We start from the raw sequence: 13,185 nt of genomic DNA, 5'->3' as shown, positions 1-13,185 counted from the left end.
TTAATGGTAGTAAGAACTCAAAATAGCGAAAGCAAGATCAAAGAATTTTTTGAATTTTGCAAAGAAAATGAAGTGGAATTTGTGGATTTTAGATTCAGCGATATTAAAGGCACTTGGAACCATATCGCTTATTCTTTTGGGGCTTTAACGCATGACTTGTTTAAAGAAGGGATCCCTTTTGATGCGAGCTCTTTTAAAGGCTGGCAAGGCATTGAACATTCGGATATGATTTTAACCCCCGATTTGGTGCGTTATTTCATTGACCCTTTTAGCGCGGATGTGAGCGCGGTCGTGTTTTGCGATGTGTATGATGTGTATAAAAATCAGCCTTATGAAAAATGCCCTAGAAGTATCGCTAAAAAAGCCCTAAAACATTTAAGAGATTTGGGCTTAGGCGATGTGGCTTATTTTGGCGCGGAGAATGAATTTTTTATCTTTGATTCCATTAAGATTAAAGACGCTTCCAATTCCCAATACTACGAAGTGGATAGCGAAGAGGGCGAATGGAATAGGGATAAAAGCTTTGAAAATGGCGTCAATTTTGGGCATAGACCGGGCAAGCAAGGAGGTTATATGCCTGTGCCGCCAACGGATACGATGATGGATATTCGCACAGAAATCGTGAAAGTCTTAAACCAAGTGGGGTTAGAAACTTTTGTCGTCCATCATGAAGTCGCGCAAGCGCAAGGCGAAGTGGGCGTGAAATTTGGGGATTTAGTGGAAGCCGCTGACAATGTCCAAAAACTCAAATATGTGGTTAAAATGGTCGCTCATTTAAATGGGAAAACGGCTACTTTCATGCCAAAACCCCTATATGGGGATAATGGGAGCGGGATGCACACCCATGTGAGCGTTTGGAAAAATAACGAAAACCTTTTTGGTGGCGAAACTTACAAGGGCTTGAGCGAGTTTGCGTTGCATTTTTTAGGGGGCGTGTTGCGCCACGCTAGAGGGTTAGCCGCTTTCACTAACGCTTCCACCAATTCTTACAAACGCCTGATTCCGGGATATGAAGCCCCATCCATTTTAACTTATTCAGCCAGCAATAGGAGCGCTAGCGTGCGTATCCCTTATGGGATTTCTAAAAATAGTGCTAGGTTTGAATTTAGGTTTCCTGACAGCTCATCAAACCCCTACCTGGCTTTTGGGGCTATTTTAATGGCGGGCATTGATGGCATTAAAAATAAAATGGATCCCGGCGAAGCGATGGACATTAACCTTTTCAAATTGACTTTAGATGAAATTAGAGAAAAAGGCATCAAACAAATGCCCCACACTTTAAGGAGATCGTTAGAAGAAATGCTAGCCGATAAGCAGTATTTAAAAGAAGGTCAGGTCTTTAGCGAAGAATTTATCCAGGCCTATCAGTCTCTTAAATTCCATTCTGAAGTGTTCCCATGGGAGAGCAAACCCCATCCTTTTGAATTTATCACCACTTATTCATGCTAAAACAATGAGCAAATCAATAATCCCATTTTAACAATTTAGAATAGGGCAAAAATGCCTTGTTCTTAAAAAGTGGTTGGAAAAATTGATTTTCTTTGCTTTTTGGATAAGCCTTACTTAAGGCTCTTTGATCTTTAACAATGGGGTTTTTAACTTTATTTTTTATGCAAAACTCATTTTTTAAGGGGACAGAGAGCATTTGAAATAACACCCCTAAAACCCCCAACTAAACCCGCCTAAAACCCAGTGCCGGTTTAGTCAGTGTGGTAAGGGCTATCAAAGTCTTTGGGCGTGTGGTGCGCTTCTTTCTCTACAAACAAGCGTCTTTAACGCAAGCAACACGCAAAGTGTCAAAATAAGTCTCAACGCTAGCACAACCGCCGAGTAAAGAAGATCCAATGAACACGCTATTTCTAATGGTTTTCATTTTATATCCTTTTGTTTTAAAATTTTTAATAACTCAAATACTTTAATCATGTATTTATGGATAGTTAAGATTTATTATGAAAAAAAAGTAAATGGAACTCAAAGCAACTAAAATAGCACTCTAAATCCCAACCAGAAACGCTACCCTTTGTAATCCTTGATAATTTTTGCTATAATAAAGCCCTAACTAAAATTTATCATTTTATTTTAGTTAGGCTCCTTGAATTGAAATTGTAGTAGGGTTTACCACACTTGCCTTGTGTTACTAATCACACAAGGCAAGATTAATTCTTGCAAAATAAACTCTTCCAATACAGCTTAATCGTTAGCAATATCCCTTATAGTATAGTAAAAGCCCTTTAGTAAGGCTAACAGAGAGCGGTATTCCATTTCTATTATTAAACTTTCAATTTAATTTTGTTTAAAATATATTATGTGTATAATCATAAGAAATTTAATCAAAGGTAGTGCCATGCTTATAAACGCTGTCATAGAAAAAGATGAGAATGGGTATTTTGCTTTTGTCCCCTTTCTAAAAGGCTGTGTATCACAAGGGAAAAGTTATGAAGAAGCCCTAAGAAACATTAAAGAAGCCATAGAGCTTTATTTGGGAGATTTAGAAGCCGATGAGTTAGCTTTTCTTTCTAAGAAAAATTCTGTAATAGCACCCATTGAGATAGCTTTTGCCTGAATTGCCACGACTCACAGCTAAAGAAGCAGAGAAGCTATTATTGCAGAATGGATTTGTTTTCTCTAGGCAAAAAGGCAGCCATAGAATTTATGTGAAAGATAAAATCAGGCAGGTTTTGCCTTTTCATTCTGGCGAAATCTTGCACCCTAAAATAGTGAAAGAAATCATGGAAAATATCCTTAAATGAAATCTAAAGAAGTCTTAAAGATCTTAAAAATATCCCGTGTTACTCTTTGGAAGTATGTTAAAAGTGGAAAGATACGAGTTAAACAAGAACCCAATGGTTACTATATATACAACGATTCTGATGTCTATTCTTTAGCAGGAATTGAAGATGGTAGGCTGAATGTAGTTTATGCTAGGGTAAGCACTCAAAAGCAGAAACAAGACTTGCACAATCAAATAGAAAACTGTATCTCTTTTATAAATGCTAAAGGAATATCTGTAGATAGTATCTATTCTGATATTAAAAGCGGCATGTCTTTGGACAGAAAGGGTTTTATGGAACTTCTTAATGCGGTAATGGCGTTTAAAATTAAGGCGGTTTATATTTCCTATAAAGACCGATTAGCTAGATTGAGCTATGAGTTAGTAGAAAAGCTATTTAGCGATTATGGCACTAAAATCGTTATTATCAATCAGTGTGAATCAATCAGTTTAGAGCAAGAACTGTTTGAGGACATCATGCAAACAATCCATTCTTTTTCTATGAAGATGTATTCTAAGCGCCGCATTGCTAAAAAGTTGCTTTTAGAGAGTAAGGTTAATCCAGCCTTTCTAAAATCTCTTAATGGGGAAACAGATGACCTTGACTGAACGTCATATTATTAGACCCACGCACCCCATTTTTAAACGCATTAAGGACTTTTGTCATCTGTCTAAAAACCTTTACAACTACGCTAATTTTATTTTAAGAGAGCATTACTTTGCGGGTTTTAAGTTGCCTACAGCCTACGATTTAATCAATCGAATCGCTTTGTCAAAGAAAGCCAAAGAGATTACAAAGCTTTGCCTGCCCAAAGCGCACAACAGGTATTAATGCTTTTATCTCAAAATTGGAAAAGCTATTTAAAAGCCCTTAAAGCTTAAAAACTCAAGCCTTCTAGCTTTCTAACGCGTCCAAAAATCCCTAAATTCAAACCAAAAGATGGCGTATCTATAGGGGTTTTAACAAACCAGCAAACTAGCTTTACGAAAGGACGCATGGCAAAAATTAAATTCCCAAAAAAAGCTAATTTAAAAAGACTTATCACTAAAATAAACCCTCAAACTTCTAGGCTAAAGCAAGGACGCTTAATCCCTAAAACCACTTGTTTTATCGTGGAAGTTGTCTATGAGCAAACCACGCACAAACTTCCACAAACTCATGGCATTGGCATTATGGGTATTGATCTAGGCTTGAACAACTTCGTAACTGCAATAGATAATCAAAGTAGTTCTTTTATTATCAAAGGCGGAGGGGTGAAGTCTGTCAATCAGTGGTTTAACAAACTCAAAGCCCATTATCAAGCCAAAGCCAAGACTTCAAATAAGCGCTTTTGAACAAAACGCTTAGGCAAATTAGCTCTATGGCGGGAGTGTAAAGTCAATGATTTTATGCACAAGGCGAGCGCCTATGTGGTGGGGCATTGCTTAAAAAAGGGCATTTCTACAATTGTCATCGGTAAAAATGATGGCTGGAAACAAGAGCTAAAGCTAGGCAAGAGAACCAATCAGAACTTTACTAATATCCCTTATGAATCTTTTATTGAAAAACTAGCCTACAAGAGTGCTTTAGTGGGGATAACTTTGCACACAACAGAAGAGAGATTTACGAGCAAGTGCGACCACTTGGCTAACGAACCCATGCAGCACCACGAGCAATATTTAGGTAAAAGAGTTAAACGAGGGCTATTTAAATCTAGCATAGGCAAATCCCTAAACGCCGATATTAACGGTGCAATCGGCATTTTAAGAAAAGTATTCCCTGATGCAGTGAAAACTCTAAGGGATAGCGGAGTAGTGTTTACTCCAGTAAAAATCTCGTTGGCGTTTTAAACACGATGGGAAAATTTACAAAAAATAACTTTTTAAATACTTTTAATAAGATTAAAGAGTTTTTTAGACATACTGCTAGTAAAGATAGCAAGGATTAGTTGGTTGCTTTAGTAACATTAAGTGCCCCTAGTTGTAATTGCGTATCAAATGCTACACATTCTAATTCTTGGTTAGCGCTGTTGATATTGACTGACTTTCCCCCTACGCTAAAATTAAAAGACAAGGCTTCTAATCTGTCCATTCTAATATTACACTCATCTAGTGTTTTATAGATTAGATTATTTAGCATGAAAATGTTAATAGGAATAGGGCTTGGCACTAAAACTTTAAAGAAAATAGGCGAATTTAAATACACTAATCAGCAAACGATTTACCAAGAGGACGGCTGGTATGATTTAGCTATCCTTACTCAAATAGAACAATTCTTGTGTAATGGATACTTACCAAACACTAATGCGAACAGCTTTTTTACTCAACCTAATGGTCAGTCTATGGCACAAACACTTAACACAGATGGGTCAACAGTCCCTTTTAATCCTGTCAATAATGCGAGCAATATCTATAAATGGCTATTATTACCAAGCTATTTAAATCAAAGCATCTTAACCGACCAAAGCAACATTTATCAATGCTTTAAAGCTTTAGCGCAAGAAGGATTGACAGCGATAGGTTTAATGAGCATGAATAACGCATTAGACCCTAGTAATGTAAGCACACCACAGCTAACTTTTAACGAACCATTCCAAATGCAAGATTTCAGTGGTAAGCCAGGCCTAGTAGGAACACTCCCAACCACAACTAAATATGGCACGCTAAACTTTATTAAAATCGGAATGAATAATTACTTTGATACCAATATAAGTAATGGCGGGGCAATAACAAACCCATCAGGATTGGCTACTTCAAACAACAACACCCAATATGGAAATCTAAATTCAGTTAATTACCCTAATTATGGCAATTTTAATGTATGGTCAGTCAATCCTAATGTATTCGCCTACGACCCAAAAGGTAACACCAATTCTAGCTTTAGCGCCCCTGCCTCCATTTATTGTAGCCTTGCTATAAGAGTGGGCTAGGACTTGACAAGTTAAACTAAATTCGCTAAAATATAAGCCTAACAGTTAATGCTCCTCTTGTTAGATTAAACAAATAACCCCACAGCCACAACAAAGACAAAATCCAAATGTGGGTGATTTGTTATAGAAGCGTGAATCATCTATACAAAAAAGGTTCAAGCGTTCAACCAAACATTTCGCTGATTTCATATTTTTTAGCGGCTTTATCTTTAAGCCACAGAGCCACTTCTAAAGCCCCTTTAGCAAAAATAGAGCGGTTAGTCGCCGTATGGCTAAGCTCTATGTATTCGCCTTCCAAATAAAACCCTATCGTGTGCTTCCCGGCGACATCGCCCCCCTTAAAGCGGCTATACCAATGCTTTCTTTAGAGCGCAAACCTTCTCTGTGAGTGATGAGGGTGCTTTTTTCATCATACCCCCTAGCCTTAGCGCAAGTTTCATACAAACTCAACGCCGTGCCGCTCGGGGCGTCTTTTTTGAGATTGTGGTGCGTTTCTACAATTTCAATATCCGCATCTTTCAATTTCAAAGAAGCTAAAAAGGCTAATTGATTGAGCATCATAATCCCTATAGACATGTTGTGCGCGTGTAAAAGCGGCACTTTTAAGGCTAATTTTTGCATTTTTTCTAGTGCTTCTTTTTCTAAACCGGTCGTGCCAGAAACTAAAATTCTAGGGCATTCTAAAAGAGCGTCTAGCAAATGATCCACGCCTTTAGGTAAAGAAAAATCAATCACGCATTCGCAAGCTCTCACAAACGCTTTTAAATCATTGGTTACTAAAGGGGCGTGCGAAAAAGAGCTAAAATCCGTTTCGCATTTTTGCCTGACAAACACGCTAGATAACTCTAATCCCTTATACCCCCTTTTAATTCTTCTAAAAGTAATTTCCCTATACGACCGCTCGCCCCATAAACACCGACTTTCATGCGCTTTCCTTGCTTTTAAGCTTTATAGCCCCATTTTAAAAGGGTTTAAAATATTATTAGGATCAAGGGCTTTTTTAATGTTCCTAAAAAGCTCCATTTCACTAGCATTAAACGCTAAAGGCATGAATTTGGCTTTAGACAAGCCTATGCCATGCTCCCCGCTTAAAGTCCCCTCCAAACTAATAGCGGCCTGAAAAATCTCTTCCATAGCCTTATGGCCTTTTTCTAAATCCCTTTTAGGATCTTCTAGCATGATATTCACATGCACATTGCCATCGCCCGTATGCCCAAAGCAAGGGATTTTAAAGCCGTATTTCTGGCTGATTTTGGCGACTTCTTGCAACAAACTCGGCAAACTCGCCCTAGGAACGGTCACGTCTTCATTCAATTTCTTTTTACCATAAACGCTAATACTTTGAGAAGCGTTACGCCTTGAAAACCATAAATCCTGCTCTTCTTGTTCATTTTGAGCGATCTTAAAACCCACGCAACCATTGGCTTTAAAATGCTTTTCTATTTCATTGAGTTGCCATGCAATCTGCCCTTTCACCACGCCATCCACTTGAGTGATGAGTATCGCTCCAGCGTCTTTGGGTAAGCCTTTAGAAAATCGTTCTTCCACAGCCCTTATACTCAAATTATCCAAAAATTCCATCGCTACAGGCGTAACGCCGCTGCTCATCGTCTTATAAACGGCGTTCATGGCGTCTTCAATATGATTAAAAACCCCCATCGTGCTCTGTTTTAGGGGCGGTTTGGCTAAAAGCTTTAAAGTGATTTCAGAAATCACGCCCAAACACCCCTCACTAGCGATCATCAGCCCTGCGATATTAAAGCCGGCGACATCTTTGATCGTTTTTTTGCCCGCCCTTATGATTTCGCCATTCGCTAAAACCACCCTTAAAGCCATGACATAATCTTTAGTGATCCCGTATTTAGCCGCGCGCATGCCACCGGCATTTTCGGCGACATTCCCCCCTAAAGTGCTTTGACTCTCACTCGCTGGGTCTGGAGGGTAGAATAAATCCAATTTTTCCACTTCGTTTTGGAAATGCTTGTTAATCACGCCCGGTTCTACTCTAGCGATCAAATTTTTAGTGTCAATCTCTAAAATCTTATCCAAATGCTTTTCTACGCTTAAAACTAGCCCCCCACTCACGCTCAACGCCCCCCCCGTAAAACCGCTCCCAGCCCCCTAGGCACAACGATGATGCGATGTTCGTTGCAGTATTTTAAAATCTGGCTGATTTCTCGCTCGTTTCTAGGAAAAATCACGCCGCTAGGCAAATGCCTTTCTTTGGTAGCGTCATAGCAATAAGCGTTCAAATGCGCTAAATCAGTGAAAAAATCCTCTCCCCCTACTAGGTTTTTAAAATATTTAATGTGTTGTTGGTCTAACATGTTATTTTTTACCCGCTTCTAGCGCCTTTCTTCGCTCTTCAAGCTCTTTTTCATCTCTTTCTTGATGCTCTTTCGCTCTTTGTTCAAATTCTCTCGCTCTTTGTTCGGCTTTGGCTTTTTTCTTTTCTTCTTTCAAGCGGCGTTTTTCTTCTTTAGGACTGAGTTTTGGCTCTTCTTTTGGAGCGTTGTTCTCTTTAGGAGCGTTTTGTTTTTCGCCTTGTTGGGTGGCGTTATTTCCATTATCTAGCTCTTTAATGGCTTCTTGCTTGATTTCTTGCTCATTTTCTTTGGGTTTGACTCTTTCTTCTTTTTTATCGCTTTTATCCATTTCTAAAGCTTTTCTTCTTTCTTCAGTCTCCCTATCGTCTCTTTCATCATGCTCTTTTTCTCTTTCTTCCAATTCCATAGCCTTTTTGGTGGCTTTGGCTTTTTTCTTTTCATCTCTTAAATAGCGCCTTTCTTCTTTAGAATCAAGTTTTCGCTCTGCTTTTTGGTAGTTTTTCTCTTCTAAAGTAGGAGCGTTTTCTGTGCCTTGATTGGCTTTTTTAGACTCTTTAATGGCTTCTTGCTTGATTTCTCGTTTAATTTCTCTAGCATCAATCCTTACTTCTTTCTTTTCAATCCTCACTTCTTTGCGTTTTTCTTTTTTCACTAAAGCGTCATAGTAAGCGAAGTAATTTTTAGACTGACTGCCTGAAAAAAGTTTCCCTAGCGTGCCTGCATCAATGCCCTCAACCCTAGAAAAAAACGGCGTAGAAGTTTTAGTAACACCGCTTGTATTCAGCTCTCTTTTTTCTAAAATTTCAAAACTCTCACAGCTTAAAATATTGAGCGTGTTCGTGGTTACAATATAAATCACCCCCACACTATAAACATTGCACGCTTTCCTTAAATTAGCGATTTTTGGGTCAAACCCATTCAAAAAAGTAACCAACAAATCAGAGCTAATAAAATTAATATCGGTGTTAGTCGCTCTGATTTGCTCATAGAGTTCATCATTAGGAGCGATTAAAAACGCTTGGTTGTTGAATTGCCTAAAATAGACTAAATCGCCCTTTCTAGCGACCATTCTTGGAGTGGGTAAATGCCTTTGTTTCATAGATTCAAACGCTCTGAATTTAGCCGTTGCGACGCCATTTTCAACGGCAATAATGACCACTTCAGAATTAACGATTTCATAATCTGAAAGTTTAGTAACGACAAAACCAAACTCCCCCACTTGCAAATCATGAGCAGGAAAACGAATGATTTTTTTAGGCAAATCCACAAATTCTATACTCACTCTTAAGGGTTCTTGCCAAGAGGCTGATTGCAAGCTTATAAAACTCATTAGAAGAAGTCCTATCAAAAGCCTTAACATAAAATTCCTTTTAAACATTTTTAAACTTTTTTAAATGCCATAAAATGGCTAAAGACAATCCGGTGGTTTTAGCGTATTGAAAATCCATTATAAAATCAAAAGCTTTTGATCGCTCTAAAAACAGCACTTCAATCTTTTCTGTATCAATCCCCCCACCCTTTGAAACTTTCAAATGCGCGCACACTTCAGCGTAATAGAGCGTTTGCAAACTCCCGCTCAACCCGGTCGCGCTATAAAATTGGCCTATGGTTTCTAAATTTTTAGGGCTAATTTGATAACCGCATTCTTCTAACGCTTCTTCGCAAGCGATTTCTTCTAAACTCTTATTAGCCTTATCCACAAGCCCTGCGCACAATTCATAAGTGTATCCGTCAATATTTTGATCTTGATCGCGCTTAAAATGAAAATGGCGTGCATAAATGGCTGGGCGGAATTGTTTCACAATCACAAAGCAATCGGATTCTTTTTCATAGAGTAAAACCGCCACGCTGTCTAAAGACTTAATAATATCCCATGTTTTCTTAGTATTCTCTTCATTATAATGCATGCGTTTTAATTCTATGAAATTAGAGCTAGAACAAGGCTCTAAATACACACTGGAATCATCTATTAAAGATTTTTGATTGAAAGCATTCTTAAAATAAGACATTAAAAACCCTCTAAAAGATAAAATGAATTTTTTTCAAAGGAATGGGTTTTAAGAAGTTCTTCTAATTTTTGCTTAGAATGCTGAGCTTTTTCTAAAAAAACCTCTCTTTGTTTGCCGTGTAATTTGCTTTTAGCGGTGCGGATATAGCCTAAAGGATTAATGGGGCGGGAGTTTTTATACACGCCAAAATGCAAATGCGGCCCGGTGCTTAAACCGGTGCTTCCCACTCTTCCTATAATTTGCCCTTTTCTAACAAACGAGCCTTTTTTCAACCCCTTAGCAAACATGCTCATGTGAGCATACACCAAACGCAATTCATTCAAATGGATTTCAACCACATTCCCATACCCCACCTTAACCCCTATAAAACCCACACGACCATCTGATGCAGAATGGATCAAACTGCCATGTTTAGCCGCATAATCCACGCCGTAATGAGGCCGTCTGACTTTTAAGACAGGATGGAATCTCCCATACGAAAAAGGCGAAGAAATGCGGGTGTATTTCACCGGGGTTTCTAATAAAAACCCTGCCACTTCTTGCGCCTTTGAATCGTAATAGCGCCCGTTTGAATGGGAAAAAAGATAGTATTGGTGCAAACGAGAGCTAATCATGGCTATTTTAATGGTTGGCTGGCCAAACGCTTGCCCCACACGATAATCTCTTGTATAGACGATAGCGATTTTATCGTTTTTTGCTAGGCGTTTAAAAGGCACGCTTTTTTTATACGCGTTCATCAATTGGTTGGCTAAAAGGGGGTCATTGGTGGCTTTGACAATATCTTGATAGGGCGAAGTTTGTAAGGAAAGAAGGAGGGTTCTTTCTTTACGAGTGAAAATAATAGGGATAAAGTCTAAAAAATAATCCTCCCCTTTTTTATAAATATGGATTTGCAAATCCTGGCTTATAGGGATAAGGGCTTGAATGAGCGTGTTGTTTTCATCTCTTAAAGTGTAGTAGGTCACATTGCTTTGAATTTCAGCGCTCAATTCTTTATCTTGAGAGCTCAAATTGTAGTAGAGTTTTTGAGGGATACGATTTTTTTCTAAAAACCCTAACAGCGTGAGCTTATCCCACACAAGCCTTTCGCCCACCAATAAAGTTTGCTTTTTAGCCATTTCATCGGCTTTTAAAAGAACCCCATAGGATAAATGGAATAAAAAAGCAATCATTAAAGAATAGGTAAAATTTAAAATAACTTTCTTATGAAAAAATACCATGCAGTCGTTTAATGCCTTCAATCAAATCTGTATTTTATTAGTATAACATAAGCCATTAAAGAAAATTGATACAAGTTTAAAACCTAGTCTTGTTTTTATGGCTTTACGAAGCGCGTTTTTATTGATGCATGGTTATTCCCTATAATAATATGGGTTGCCTAGACCTTATAGCGTTAGATATTCATTCCCTTTCTAACAATTCGTATCGTTAATTTTGAAGTATTTTTTCTAAAATCTTTAACACATCGTTATGGTGCGCTTGGCTTAAAAGTCCAAAAATTTTAAGCATTTCTAAAAACACAAGAGCGTTGGTTTTATGGATAGTTAAAAGGGCATGTCCTTTGAGTGCAGCCGTTCTATTTAATAAGGGGGTAGCGGTTTTTAATTCCAGAATATAGCATGGCTTGGGTTTTAGAGCCGTATTGTTGCTCTCTAATAACGATTTCGCTCAATTGATTATCATTAAAAGAATGAATGAGTAAGGGATAAGAAATGCGTGAAAGTTCAAAATCCATGCCACCAAATTGATGCGATCTAAATCTTTCTCTTGTGATCATAAAATTATCTCCTATGAATTGTTTTTGTTTTTCTAAATATTTTAAAGTATTTTCTAAATTTTCTAAACTGATTAAACCCAATCGCTTAGCGTAATCAATTATTTCGCTCAATTCATAAAGGGTTTTTATTTTATTATTAGCCCCTAAAAAATGATATTTTTCATCTTTTAGGGTAGTGAGTTCAAATTTTTCTTTATCTTTAATGGGGACATCATAACCGATTTGCCACTCTACATAATGTTTTAAACTGAAAGGGATTTTTCTAGTCGCTGTTGAAATGCCATAATCGCTAAAGGCATGTCTGATTTTCACACGCGCTTTGCCTGAAATGGAAGTTAAAGGAATAGAAACCTCAATTACTTTTTTATTATTATCAATCTTAATCAAACTCACAAGGGTGTCCTTGAAACAATTTTTTAAAATATTCTAAACGCGCTCTTTTGTCTTTTAAAAAAGCGTCTTTAATTTCTAAAAAAGCAAAACGATCAATAATAATATCCAAATTGCCAAAATAATAAGGGATTTTAGGGGCGATTTCCTTAAAATAATGGATATATTGGTAATAAATCAATTTATCTTGACTGATACGCACCGCATTTTCGCTTGGCGCGTTTAAAAAAGTTTTGTTGCGTTTAAGGGCGTTGATGTCTCGCATAGGGAAAAAATAGCCCACGCATGCACCAACCTTTTTAGCGTTAGGGTATTTATCCACATAATTGGCTATATAGTCAAAATCGTTTAAGCATAGCGTTGTGCCACAATCAGTTGGAAAAATAAAACGCTTAATATCTGCATAGTCCATTCGCCCTCGCTCATATAAAGCTATCACAATAGGAAATTCGTTACTTTTAGTGAAAGATTTAGAAGAAACAACCAAAGCGTCTAAAAGCCTGTAATGATCCTTAAATAGCTTTAATTGCTTAAAATTAGCTTCTTTGATGAGATAAGATAAAGGGTGTAACACGCAAATAAACGCCGGCTTTAAAATTGCAAAAGATTTTAAAAAACTTATCCCTAAATCCCTGGATTTCAAATCGTTGTCTATTTTAAAAATGAAATCTTTATTCTTAATATTTTGTTTGATAAAGGAAGTTCTATCGTTATAGGGGGGATTGCCCACGATGATTAAAGGTTAATCTTGGCTAATGCCATAATTTTCTCTTTTAGGATTGGCTAGAGCGTTTATTATTAAAGCACCACACTCAGGGTCAATATCCGCTCCTATTTTTTTAGGGTGGTGGAGTTTTAAAAACTCTTTATTACCACATGCAGTGTCTAAAAGCGTGTAGTTTTCAATACCAACATGCTTTTTTAAAAGCTTGTAAGCATAATCCACTAAATAAGGGGGCGTGTAGTAAGCCCCTAAATTCACGCTCTCTTGCTTGGTTAAATG

Annotated in this window: 10 protein-coding genes and 7 pseudogenes; 7 read left to right on the top strand and 10 right to left on the bottom strand. The window is 37.6% G+C overall.

The window, feature by feature from the left end:
- Positions 1-3: 3 nt before the first annotated feature.
- Positions 4-1,449, top strand: a complete 1,446-nt coding sequence (gene glnA / locus D2C72_01765) for a type I glutamate--ammonia ligase (GenBank protein ID QEF43168.1) — start codon at positions 4-6, stop codon at positions 1,447-1,449.
- Positions 1,450-1,462: 13 nt separating this feature from the next.
- On the opposite strand, the gene D2C72_01760 is transcribed toward glnA, so the two are convergent.
- Both D2C72_01760 and D2C72_01755 read right to left on the bottom strand, forming a co-directional pair.
- Positions 1,463-1,645, bottom strand: a complete 183-nt coding sequence (locus D2C72_01760) for a hypothetical protein (protein ID QEF44159.1) — start codon at positions 1,643-1,645, stop codon at positions 1,463-1,465.
- 111 nt (positions 1,646-1,756) lie between these two features.
- A complete protein-coding gene (locus D2C72_01755) occupies positions 1,757-1,873 on the bottom strand; it encodes an urease-enhancing factor (protein QEF43167.1) in 117 nt (38 codons plus the stop codon).
- A gap of 48 nt (positions 1,874-1,921) precedes the next feature.
- On the opposite strand from D2C72_01755, the pseudogene D2C72_01750 reads away from it, so the two are divergent.
- From D2C72_01750 to D2C72_01730, 5 genes and pseudogenes are all read left to right on the top strand, one after another.
- Positions 1,922-2,109 (top strand): annotated as a pseudogene (locus D2C72_01750) (hypothetical protein).
- Positions 2,110-2,344: 235 nt separating this feature from the next.
- Positions 2,345-2,563, top strand: coding sequence for a type II toxin-antitoxin system HicB family antitoxin (locus D2C72_01745; GenBank protein ID QEF43166.1), 219 nt, complete (start codon positions 2,345-2,347; stop codon positions 2,561-2,563).
- A complete protein-coding gene (locus D2C72_01740) occupies positions 2,556-2,750 on the top strand; it encodes a type II toxin-antitoxin system HicA family toxin (GenBank protein QEF43165.1) in 195 nt (64 codons plus the stop codon). Before D2C72_01745 ends, D2C72_01740 begins: the two co-directional genes overlap by 8 nt.
- The gene (locus D2C72_01735) at positions 2,747-3,379 is read left to right on the top strand and encodes an IS607 family transposase (GenBank protein ID QEF43164.1); all 633 of its coding nucleotides are present in this window, start codon (positions 2,747-2,749) and stop codon (positions 3,377-3,379) included. The genes D2C72_01740 and D2C72_01735 overlap by 4 nt, the downstream gene beginning before the upstream one ends.
- Positions 3,366-4,600: pseudogene (locus tag D2C72_01730) on the top strand (transposase). Before D2C72_01735 ends, D2C72_01730 begins: the two are co-directional and overlap by 14 nt.
- 94 nt (positions 4,601-4,694) lie before the next feature.
- Here D2C72_01730 and D2C72_01725 read toward each other — a convergent pair.
- Positions 4,695-4,889 (bottom strand): hypothetical protein, encoded by a 195-nt coding sequence (locus D2C72_01725; GenBank protein QEF43163.1) that lies wholly within the window; start codon positions 4,887-4,889, stop codon positions 4,695-4,697.
- 391 nt (positions 4,890-5,280) lie between these two features.
- Between D2C72_01725 and D2C72_01720 the strand changes: the two are divergent.
- A pseudogene (locus D2C72_01720) lies at positions 5,281-5,472 on the top strand (hypothetical protein).
- A gap of 370 nt (positions 5,473-5,842) precedes the next feature.
- On the opposite strand, the pseudogene D2C72_01715 reads toward D2C72_01720, so the two are convergent.
- The 7 genes and pseudogenes from D2C72_01715 to D2C72_01685 all read right to left on the bottom strand — a co-directional run bounded on the left by D2C72_01715 (position 5,843) and on the right by D2C72_01685 (position 13,164).
- A pseudogene (locus D2C72_01715) lies at positions 5,843-6,605 on the bottom strand (4-hydroxy-tetrahydrodipicolinate reductase).
- Positions 6,606-6,627: 22 nt separating this feature from the next.
- A pseudogene (gene glcD, locus D2C72_01710) lies at positions 6,628-8,006 on the bottom strand (glycolate oxidase subunit GlcD).
- A 1-nt stretch (position 8,007) separates the two neighbouring features.
- Positions 8,008-9,366: a plasmid stabilization protein gene (locus tag D2C72_01705; GenBank protein QEF43162.1), complete on the bottom strand. Its 1,359-nt coding sequence runs from the start codon at positions 9,364-9,366 to the stop codon at positions 8,008-8,010.
- A 10-nt stretch (positions 9,367-9,376) separates the two neighbouring features.
- Complete coding sequence (locus D2C72_01700; protein QEF43161.1) at positions 9,377-10,015, bottom strand: NUDIX hydrolase; 639 nt, start codon at positions 10,013-10,015, stop codon at positions 9,377-9,379.
- On the bottom strand, positions 10,015-11,235 hold the full coding sequence (locus D2C72_01695; protein ID QEF43160.1) for a M23 family peptidase: 1,221 nt from the start codon (positions 11,233-11,235) through the stop codon (positions 10,015-10,017). Before D2C72_01695 ends, D2C72_01700 begins: the two co-directional genes overlap by 1 nt.
- Positions 11,236-11,443: 208 nt before the next feature.
- A pseudogene (locus tag D2C72_01690) lies at positions 11,444-12,185 on the bottom strand (R.Pab1 family restriction endonuclease).
- Positions 12,172-13,164: pseudogene (locus D2C72_01685) on the bottom strand (adenine methyltransferase). The pseudogenes D2C72_01690 and D2C72_01685 overlap by 14 nt, the downstream one beginning before the upstream one ends.
- Between the last annotated feature and the right edge of the window lie 21 nt (positions 13,165-13,185).

Source organism: Helicobacter pylori (genome assembly GCA_008032955.1).
Classification (GTDB): domain Bacteria; phylum Campylobacterota; class Campylobacteria; order Campylobacterales; family Helicobacteraceae; genus Helicobacter; species Helicobacter pylori_DC.
Note: the sequence above shows the minus strand (reverse complement) of the source record. Positions and strands in the feature narration are given on the sequence as shown.

What these genes read in the sequence shown, in the direction of transcription:
- D2C72_01735 (QEF43164.1), top strand. Translation starts at nt 2,747, where the DNA reads ATGAAATCTAAAGAAGTCTTAAAGATCTTAAAAATATCCCGTGTTACT.
- D2C72_01745 (QEF43166.1), top strand. Translation starts at nt 2,345, where the DNA reads ATGCTTATAAACGCTGTCATAGAAAAAGATGAGAATGGGTATTTTGCT.
- D2C72_01695 (QEF43160.1), bottom strand. Translation starts at nt 11,235, where the DNA reads ATGGTATTTTTTCATAAGAAAGTTATTTTAAATTTTACCTATTCTTTA.
- D2C72_01760 (QEF44159.1), bottom strand. Translation starts at nt 1,645, where the DNA reads ATGCTCTCTGTCCCCTTAAAAAATGAGTTTTGCATAAAAAATAAAGTT.
- D2C72_01700 (QEF43161.1), bottom strand. Translation starts at nt 10,015, where the DNA reads ATGTCTTATTTTAAGAATGCTTTCAATCAAAAATCTTTAATAGATGAT.
- D2C72_01725 (QEF43163.1), bottom strand. Translation starts at nt 4,889, where the DNA reads ATGCTAAATAATCTAATCTATAAAACACTAGATGAGTGTAATATTAGA.
- D2C72_01705 (QEF43162.1), bottom strand. Translation starts at nt 9,366, where the DNA reads ATGTTAAGGCTTTTGATAGGACTTCTTCTAATGAGTTTTATAAGCTTG.
- D2C72_01755 (QEF43167.1), bottom strand. Translation starts at nt 1,873, where the DNA reads ATGAAAACCATTAGAAATAGCGTGTTCATTGGATCTTCTTTACTCGGC.
- glnA (QEF43168.1), top strand. Translation starts at nt 4, where the DNA reads ATGGTAGTAAGAACTCAAAATAGCGAAAGCAAGATCAAAGAATTTTTT.